A 7,733-nucleotide genomic window follows, 5' to 3' on the forward strand; every position below is an offset into this window, starting at 1 on the left:
GGGCTTCAGGCTCTGCCGCCGCTGTGTGCGCACCATTGCATCGGGACAGGCAGGCATGATCACGACATGGACAAAGCGGAGCAGTTGACCAGAGCGGCGAAGGGTGGCGACGCGGCGGTGGTGGCACGGTTGCTGAGCGAGGGCGCCGAGGTGGACACCCCGAACGCGGCTCGGCGTACCGCACTGGATCTCGCGGCGCGGGAGGGGCACGCCGAGACCGTCCGGCGGCTGCTTGCGGCGGGGGCGGACCCGCAACAGCAGACAGGCGAGTACGGCGAGACGACGCCTCTGTGCCAGGCGGCGATGTACGGGCACACGGAAGTGGCGAGGGTTCTTCTGGAGGCCGGTGCCCCTACCTGCGCGCAGGGCCGGACGGGTTGGGTGCCCATGGTGCTGGCGGCGACGTCCACGGACCACGGCCATCCGGAGACGGTGGACGTGCTCTTGGAGCATGGGGCGGACATCGATGTGGCGGCGATGAAGGGCAGGACGCCCCTGGAGTGGGCGGCCCTCTTCGGACAGGTGCGGATGGTGCACCATCTCCTCGCTCGCGGCGCTACGCCGACAAGGAGGGCTCTGGGGGAGGCGCAAACACGCGCGAACGGGTCCCTGAAGGCCGCGAAGCGGTACGCGCTCGTCATCGATGCCCTGCAGGCCGCCGGTGTCGCGAGCTGAACCTCCCGCGGTCCGACCTGGCCGTCAATCGGTCCAGCTTCGACGTCGCAGAACAGTCGGGTCCCTGCCCGCGCCGGTGCTTCGGCCGCGCCCGGGCGACGCACGCAGAGCGCGTCGGTCCGCAGACAGGCCCGGTAGCGGCCGGCAGGCTTCGAGCCCGGCCGTCGCGGTATCGGGCCTCTTCGGTCTGCGGCGTGGGGGGCGTTCGTCAGTCAAGTGCTCGTAGACGGGGTCTTTGGAAGTGGCCCAGGGTTCCATCCGTCCCGATCCGCTCCGGGGACAACGGGGTCTCGCCGGTTCTCTCGTCGATAGCGGTGCCGATTCGTACGGCTTCGCCAACGGTGCTCGAGTCCGCGGCGACGTCGCGGCCGGCGGGCTTCCGCCTCGGGTCGCCGGCCGCGTTTCCTGCGTCAGGGGGCGTTGGTCGGAGGCCCGCCGGAGTGATGCGCGGTCGGCTACCGGTCGGGGAGCGCGGGTTCTGGGTCGGGCACGGGGCGGCCGATTTCGGATGACCAATGGGGGCGGAGCTGTGCGACCGAGGCTGCGAAGTCGTTGCGCAGATAACGAGATTCGCACGGCATCAGCCGGATCTGTTGGCGGCTGTCGGCCCACCAGATCTTGAAATCGGTAACCGTTCCTTGTGAGGGCCAGTCCTCGATCTCGCCTGGCAGCCACAGTGCGTCGACGAACCCTCCGACGCTCAGGCCGATGTCCACGAAGATCCCGATCGTCCCGGGCCGGGGAACGCGCACCACGGTGCCCTGGAAGACTTGCCCGAAGCGCAGGCCCCGCCGAATCCGAGCCCACTCGGCATCTGTCACCACGAGAGGATCATCGCACCTGCGTCCGGATCCTGCGCAGTGGGGACTCAAGGGGGAACGGCGAGCAGTGTCCGTCGCCACCTTGCCGCACGGCATTGCCGTCACGTCTCACGAACATCCACAAGCCGTGCGTGACGGTGATCAACTGCTGCTGCATCGCGTGACCCCATGCTGCTGCTGGAGGGGAAGGAGGCAAGCGACGCCGACACCTGTCGAAACGTCCTCGGTCGAGGAGCGGTTGCCGTGGGGAGTGGGCCGTTGTCCGTGAGCACCAGGAGGCTTTGCTGCCCCGGGAGGAAATCCTCACCGTCCCGCGCCACCCGCAAGCCGGACTCCAGGCCCTCCCGGCCCGCGCAACAGCCCCCCGCTGCCATACCGACGACGCCCGCGAGAGCAACCACGCCCACCACCCCCGGCCTGCCACACCACCACGACGGCCCGGGCCTGGAGGAAGTCACCGCCTTCCTCAACCAGGTACCCGACTTTCAGCAGCGCACCGCCTCCTCGCTGAGAGCCGCCTTCGACAGCGTTCTCGACGGCCAAAGGACCGGCCGCTACGACCTTGCCTCGCTGGGAAGGACCGAGAAGGCCTACCTGGGCAACAGGGTGGCGCACTTCCTGTGGGGAGCCTGGGGGCTCATCGGACACGGTGCGGACCGTGGGATGCGTCAGGTGCCGCTGTGCTTCACCTGGACCCCCACCTGGGTGCTGGAACCGGAGCAAGTGGGGCGCGTGTGCCTTGTGATGCGTGTCGACGAAAGCGAGTCCCGCTGGAGCCTGGGTGTCCTGGACGTGCTACCCGAGCACCTCAACAACCGCACATCCAACCGAGACGGGAAAAAGACCTTGTCTGCCGCGGGGAAGGCCGCGATCCACTGGCTCGTGAAGGACGCGGCACTGCCGGAGAACACCTTGCTCCACCTCGACCGGGCCACCCTATCCGAGGTCCTGGCTCCCGCAGAGGACGCATCCGCGAGGCACCCCCAGCGCCGCATCAACAACCTCTTCCGGCTGGTGCAGGGCCGGCTGATCGACCGCGGTGCTGTCAGAACCGTGGCGATGGCCGAGGACTACGGGAGACGAGTGCGCCAGGCCAGAGGGGACCTGCTGGCCGAAGGCATCCTCATCCTCGGCCCTTATGAGAACCAACGACGGGTCGCAGCTGCGTTGGAGCTCCCTGAGCCGGAGTCCGGCCAGTGGATAAGCATCAGGGTCGTCCGCCGACGCCCCGGCGCGGACGAAGGCCCCTTCGCCGAGATCAACGGCGACCTGTGGAGAGTTGCCGCACCTGAGGATCCTGTCGAAGCCGCACCGGCGGTGCGTTAGCGGGGTTGGCCCACTCGCGGGACACCGTTGCGAGGACCGCGTGCTGCGGGGCGGCAGCCTTTGTGGCCTGTCTCGTTGGCCGCCCTGTGGCTCTGCCTCGCCGTGGCGGCCGCTTGGCGTGGGGACGAAGCTCGTCGACCTTGCGCGCGGAGACGTGCGATGCGGGACCCTGGACGAGCGGCATCTGTGGAGGAACCCGGGCACCTGACGGCTGTCCGCACTGACCCGTCTCAACGAACTTTGACTGCGTCTCAACGAAATGTGCCCGGCTTGGTCAGCTCTCGGGCTCAGCTGGCGGAGCCGACGGCGTCGCGGGCGAAATCTGAGCGACACACCGCAATCGGCATGGGAGATCATGCAGGGTATGACTGCCGAACTGATCACCTGGCTGCACGAGCAGATCGACGCCGACGAAGTGGCAGCCGCAGACCAGCCACCCATGTCATGGCTTCCCGAAGGGCTGTCCCCCGACAACCCGCTTGCCGCGCTCTACTCACCCGCCCGCACCATCGCCATGCGCCGCGACTTGCTCGCCGCCTGGCGCGACCCCGAGCACGCCGATACCCAGGACCACGACAGCCACAGCATCGACTGGTCGCTGCGGGTCCTCGCAACAACCGCCTACTCCGATCGCCCGGGATACCGCGAAGAGTGGGCTCCTGCCAACGACGAGCCGACCTGACACCGTCGACACTGTCCACCACCCACACCCGCACCCCAGGCGGCACACTCCACGCCAGCGCCCCCAAGACCAACACCGCCTTGGCGCAACTGGCCGTCACCGACCAGCACACCGATCTGGTCGCAGGCCTCAACTCGGCATCCCGCGCCTACGACCCCTTCGGCAAGGCCACCGAACGGTCGCGGTGTCGGGGGTGTTCCAGGTGGCGGGGTCGCCGAAGACGAACTCGCCGCCGTGCCGGGGCGGGCGGCCCCGGGTGTCGGCCTCGCGGGGCGGGACCCTGCGGCGCAGGACACGGCCCGAGCGCATCCGGCCCAGCACCTGCACCGGGAGATCCTTCAGCAGGAAGGCCAGGCGGGCACGTCGTATCCGGCGTCCACCACGATCAGGATCTCCGGGTCGCCGTCTCTCCACTGCCCGGCACTGACGAGCCGCTCAACCAGGTCGCGCATCTGCTGGCGCGGTGACCGTGGCGGCGTGGTCGCCCCGTGCCAGGCGCAGTGCGTCCAGCGGCGCGGTCCAGGAACCGCGGCCCATCTCCAGTGAGCAGATCACTGACTACGGCCAGCCGAGAACGGGAATGCGCTGGTCCTTGCCCCGGCCGTAGGTGTGGCACAGGATCCGCTGCGGTGAAGTTGTGCGTCGGGCAGCAGGTGATATCGGCGGCCAGGACCAGCCGTCCGTCCGCCGCCCGGGGCAGCGGCACCGCGGCCAGGGCCCGCCGCAGCCGTGCGACCTCCATCTGTCCGGCGGCCAGGGCGTCGTAGAGCCCGCCGTGCCATCGGCGATGTTCGCCCACTAGCGACAGTTCCACCAGCGACCAGACCGGGGCCATCCGCGCACAGCACCGTGTCCGCGAGCTCGAATAGCGCATCCGCACCCCTGGTCAGGCAGGAGTAGAACTCACCTCGGAAGCGTGACAGTTCTGCGAACGAATCCTGCCAGACAGCGTGATGCACAGTGGCATCGCGCGAACGTGCGATGCCAGGGCTCTGCCCCGCCCCGGAAAACCATGTCCGGTCTGTGACCTCGGCCGCCTACAGTGAACCCGTTCAAGGGGAGGGAACCCGCAGGTGAAGCACCGCATTACGACCGACCGCACCATCTGGGCCACGCTCGCGTCCGCTGCCGTCGTCGCAGCCGCCACCGGCTGCGGCCCGACTACCACCGACGCCGGCGCGAAGGACACCAAGGCCACCAGCCCGTCCCCGGCCAAGCCTAAGGACGCCTTCGACAGCCTCACCGGAAGCCAGATCAGCAGCAAGGCGCTGGCCGCCCTCAAGAGCGCCTCGTCGATGCGAGTCAGCGGCACCGTTCCAGCTGACGACAAGACCAACCAGTCCATGCAAGTGAACGTCGCCATGGACACCCAGGGCTCTTGCCGTGGCTCGCTCACCCTCCCCGGCACGGTCAGCCTCGAACTGCTCAGGAAGGGCAAGGGCGCCTTCTACATCAAGGGCAACGAGAAATTCTGGCGGGCCATGCTCACCGAGCTCGCCAAGGACGGCGAAGGCCTTACCCGCAAACAGGCCAACGCCGCCGTCGACATGCTCAAGAGCCGCTGGGTCAAGGCCGACGAGAAGTCCGCCAAGGACCTCACCGCCACCAACTTCTGTGACATGGACAAGCTGCAGGATCTCGGCGGCCACAGCGATGTCACCCGCGGCGCCGACGTCGTTGTTGCCGGCAGGCCCGTCGCCGTCATCTACGACCGCGAGGACTGGCGGGTCACCACCGTCCACGTCGCCAAGACGGGCAAGCCCTACCCCGTCCAGATCACCACCACCGACAGCAGCAGCGCCGCCCCCGACACCCTGGTTAAGTTCAGCGAGTTCAACAAACCCGTTGACACCACCCTGCCGCCTGCCGACCAGATCATCGACGCCAACAACTTAGGCTGACCCCACAGCGATGGTGGTACGGGGCCGCAGCACCTGTTACCCCGCTTCCCCTTCCAATCCGAGCGCGGCGAGCGTCTGGAGTCGTTCGGTGGTGAGTTTGGTGCCGTGGGTCGGAGGTTTGGTGGCGGGTTCGGTCTGCGGGTGGTGAAGATTGTGGCTTGCTCAGTTTCTTGGGGACTGGCCGGGAGTAATGCTCAAGACCTGTGGATCGGCCTCGGGTTGGCACGCGAAGGGCGTACCTTCCCCCGAATGATCCTGTGATGGTCATTGAGTAGGCCGACGTCCGTTGCGTCGGTCGGGAAGGCACGCCCGTGCTCACGGTAGTCAACGATGACGGAACGACGCCGTACGGCTCCCTGATTTACGAGATCGTCCGCGAGGGCGCGAAGCGGATGCTGGCCGCTGCCCTGGAAGCAGAAGTCAACTCCTACATAGCCGAGTTGGCCGATCAGCGAGACGATTCCGGCCGGCGCCTGGTCGTGCGCAACGGCTTCCACCAGCCGCGGAAGGTGACGACCGCGGCCGGGGCGGTCGAGGTGAAGGCACCCCGGGTCAACGACAAGCGCGTCGACGAGGCCACCGGCGAACGCAAGCGGTTCTCCTCGGCGATCCTGCCGCCCTGGGCCCGTAAATCCCCGAAGATCAGCGAGGTGCTGCCACTGCTCTACTTGCACGGCCTGTCGTCCGGTGACTTCGTGCCCGCGCTGGAGCAGTTCCTCGGTTCCTCCGCCGGCCTGTCGCCCGGACGATCACGAGGCTGACCGCGCAGTGGCAGGCCGACCACAAGGCGTTCATGGACCGCGATCTGTCCGCCACGGACTACGTCTACGTCTGGGCCGATGGTATTCACTTGCGCATACGCCTGGAAGAGGTGAAGGCCGCTGTGCTGGTCATGGTCGGCGTGCGGGCCGACGGCACCAAAGAACTGATCGCGATGACCGACGGCTACCGCGAGAGTCGTCCGAGGCATGGGCGGGACTACTGCGGGATTGTGCCCGCCGGGGCATGCGGGCCCCCGTCCTGGCCGTCGGCGACGGGGCGCTCGGCTTCTGGAACGCGTTGAACGAGGTGTTCCCCGAGACCCGCCACCAGCGGTGCTGGGTGCACAAGACGGCCAACGTCCTCGACGCGATGCCGAAGTCGGCCCAGCCCGCGGCCAAGCGTGCGATCCAGGAGATCTACAACGCCGAGGACAAGGAGCGTGCGGCCAAGGCCGTCGCCGCGTTCACCAAGCAGTACGGGGCGAAATACCCCAAGGTCGTCAAGCGGATCACCGACGACGAGGAACAACTGTTGGCGTTCTTCGACTTCCCCGCCGAGCACTGGATCCACCTGCGGACCACGAACCCGATCGAGTCGACCTTCGCCACTGTGCGCCTGCGGACCAAGGTCACCAAGGGTGCCGGCAGCCGGGCCGCCGCCCTGGCCATGGTCTTCAAGCTCATCGAGACAGCCCAGCAACGCTGGCGGGCCGTGTACGCACCCCACCTCGTCGCACTGGTCCGGGCTGGCGCCCGCTTCGAGCGGGGCGTCCTGGTCGAGCCATCCGAGGCCCGCGCGGCATGAACACCACCGCCTGCCGCCGTTCGGAAAATCAGTGGCAGGCCCGGCCTGCCCGTGGTGAAGATCGCGGCATGCCCAACTTCCTGGAGACCGACCGGCTCGTCCTGCGCGCGTTCACGGCGGCCGACATCGACCACCTGCTCGCCCTGGACAACGACCCCGAGGTCATGCGCTTCATCAACGGTGGCCGCCCCACAAGTCGGGAGTCGATCAAGGCGCGGACCCTGCCGCGGCTCCTGCACGACTACCCGTGCTGGGAGACCCGCGGTTACTGGGCCGCGCAGGAGAGGATCACCGGCACGTTCCTGGGCTGGTTCGAATTCCGGCCGTTGGAGGAACACAGCCCCGCCGTGGTCGAACTCGGTTACCGGTTGAACCAGGTGGCGTGGGGGCGTGGCTATGCCACCGAGGGGTCCCGGGCTCTGGTCCACAAGGGGTTCGCGGAACTGGGTGTCGAGCGGGTCACCGCTAACACCATGGCCGTCAATGCCCGCTCCCGTCGCGTCATGGAGAAATCGGGCCTGTCCTTCGTCCGGAACTTCACCGGGGACTGGCCGGAGGCGATCGAGGGCTCCGAGCACGGTGAAGTCGAGTACGAACTCACCCGGACCGAGTGGGAGCAGCCTCGATAGACATCAACGGCCCAATCCACAACTCTTGACAATTACTCCGTTGAGGTCCTCGAAGTGGGTCCGGACGTACCGTGCGAGCTCGACATCGGCTGTGGTGTACAGCAGAACTCCCCACACGAGCGGCACGCCGACG

At 67.9% G+C, this 7,733-nt stretch carries 6 protein-coding genes and 2 pseudogenes; 6 read left to right on the forward strand and 2 right to left on the reverse strand.

Translation table 11 applies throughout. From position 1 onward, the window contains the following. Positions 1-66 precede the first annotated feature (66 nt). Positions 67-675 (forward strand): ankyrin repeat domain-containing protein, encoded by a 609-nt coding sequence (locus AB0M16_RS35070; protein WP_365350365.1) that lies wholly within the window; start codon positions 67-69, stop codon positions 673-675. A gap of 455 nt (positions 676-1,130) precedes the next feature. Here the strand turns inward: AB0M16_RS35070 and AB0M16_RS35075 are convergent, their stop codons facing one another. Then, positions 1,131-1,496, reverse strand: a complete 366-nt coding sequence (locus AB0M16_RS35075) for a hypothetical protein (protein ID WP_365350367.1) — start codon at positions 1,494-1,496, stop codon at positions 1,131-1,133. 168 nt (positions 1,497-1,664) lie between these two features. Between AB0M16_RS35075 and AB0M16_RS35080 the strand changes: the two genes are divergently transcribed. After that, positions 1,665-2,822, forward strand: a complete 1,158-nt coding sequence (locus AB0M16_RS35080; protein ID WP_365350369.1) for a NaeI family type II restriction endonuclease — start codon at positions 1,665-1,667, stop codon at positions 2,820-2,822. Positions 2,823-3,186: 364 nt separating this feature from the next. After that, positions 3,187-3,504 carry a DUF6221 family protein gene (locus AB0M16_RS35085; RefSeq protein ID WP_365350372.1) on the forward strand — a complete coding sequence of 106 codons (318 nt, stop codon included), beginning with the start codon at positions 3,187-3,189 and terminating at the stop codon, positions 3,502-3,504. A gap of 186 nt (positions 3,505-3,690) precedes the next feature. On the opposite strand, the pseudogene AB0M16_RS35090 reads toward AB0M16_RS35085, so the two are convergent. After that, positions 3,691-4,463, reverse strand: a pseudogene (locus tag AB0M16_RS35090) (transposase); the annotation flags it as partial. A 114-nt stretch (positions 4,464-4,577) separates the two neighbouring features. On the opposite strand from AB0M16_RS35090, the gene AB0M16_RS35095 reads away from it, so the two are divergent. The 3 genes and pseudogenes from AB0M16_RS35095 (at position 4,578) to AB0M16_RS35105 (ending at position 7,600) form a co-directional block, all read left to right on the forward strand. Beyond that, entirely contained in the window at positions 4,578-5,405 is an 828-nt protein-coding gene (locus AB0M16_RS35095; protein WP_365350375.1) for a hypothetical protein, read from the forward strand. A gap of 311 nt (positions 5,406-5,716) precedes the next feature. After that, a pseudogene (locus tag AB0M16_RS35100) lies at positions 5,717-6,971 on the forward strand (IS256 family transposase). A gap of 68 nt (positions 6,972-7,039) precedes the next feature. Then, positions 7,040-7,600: a GNAT family N-acetyltransferase gene (locus AB0M16_RS35105; protein WP_365350377.1), complete on the forward strand. Its 561-nt coding sequence runs from the start codon at positions 7,040-7,042 to the stop codon at positions 7,598-7,600. The last annotated feature ends 133 nt before the right edge of the window (positions 7,601-7,733 follow it).

The sequence above is a fragment of the Streptomyces sp. NPDC051921 genome (genome assembly GCF_040680975.1).
GTDB lineage: Bacteria > Actinomycetota > Actinomycetes > Streptomycetales > Streptomycetaceae > Streptomyces.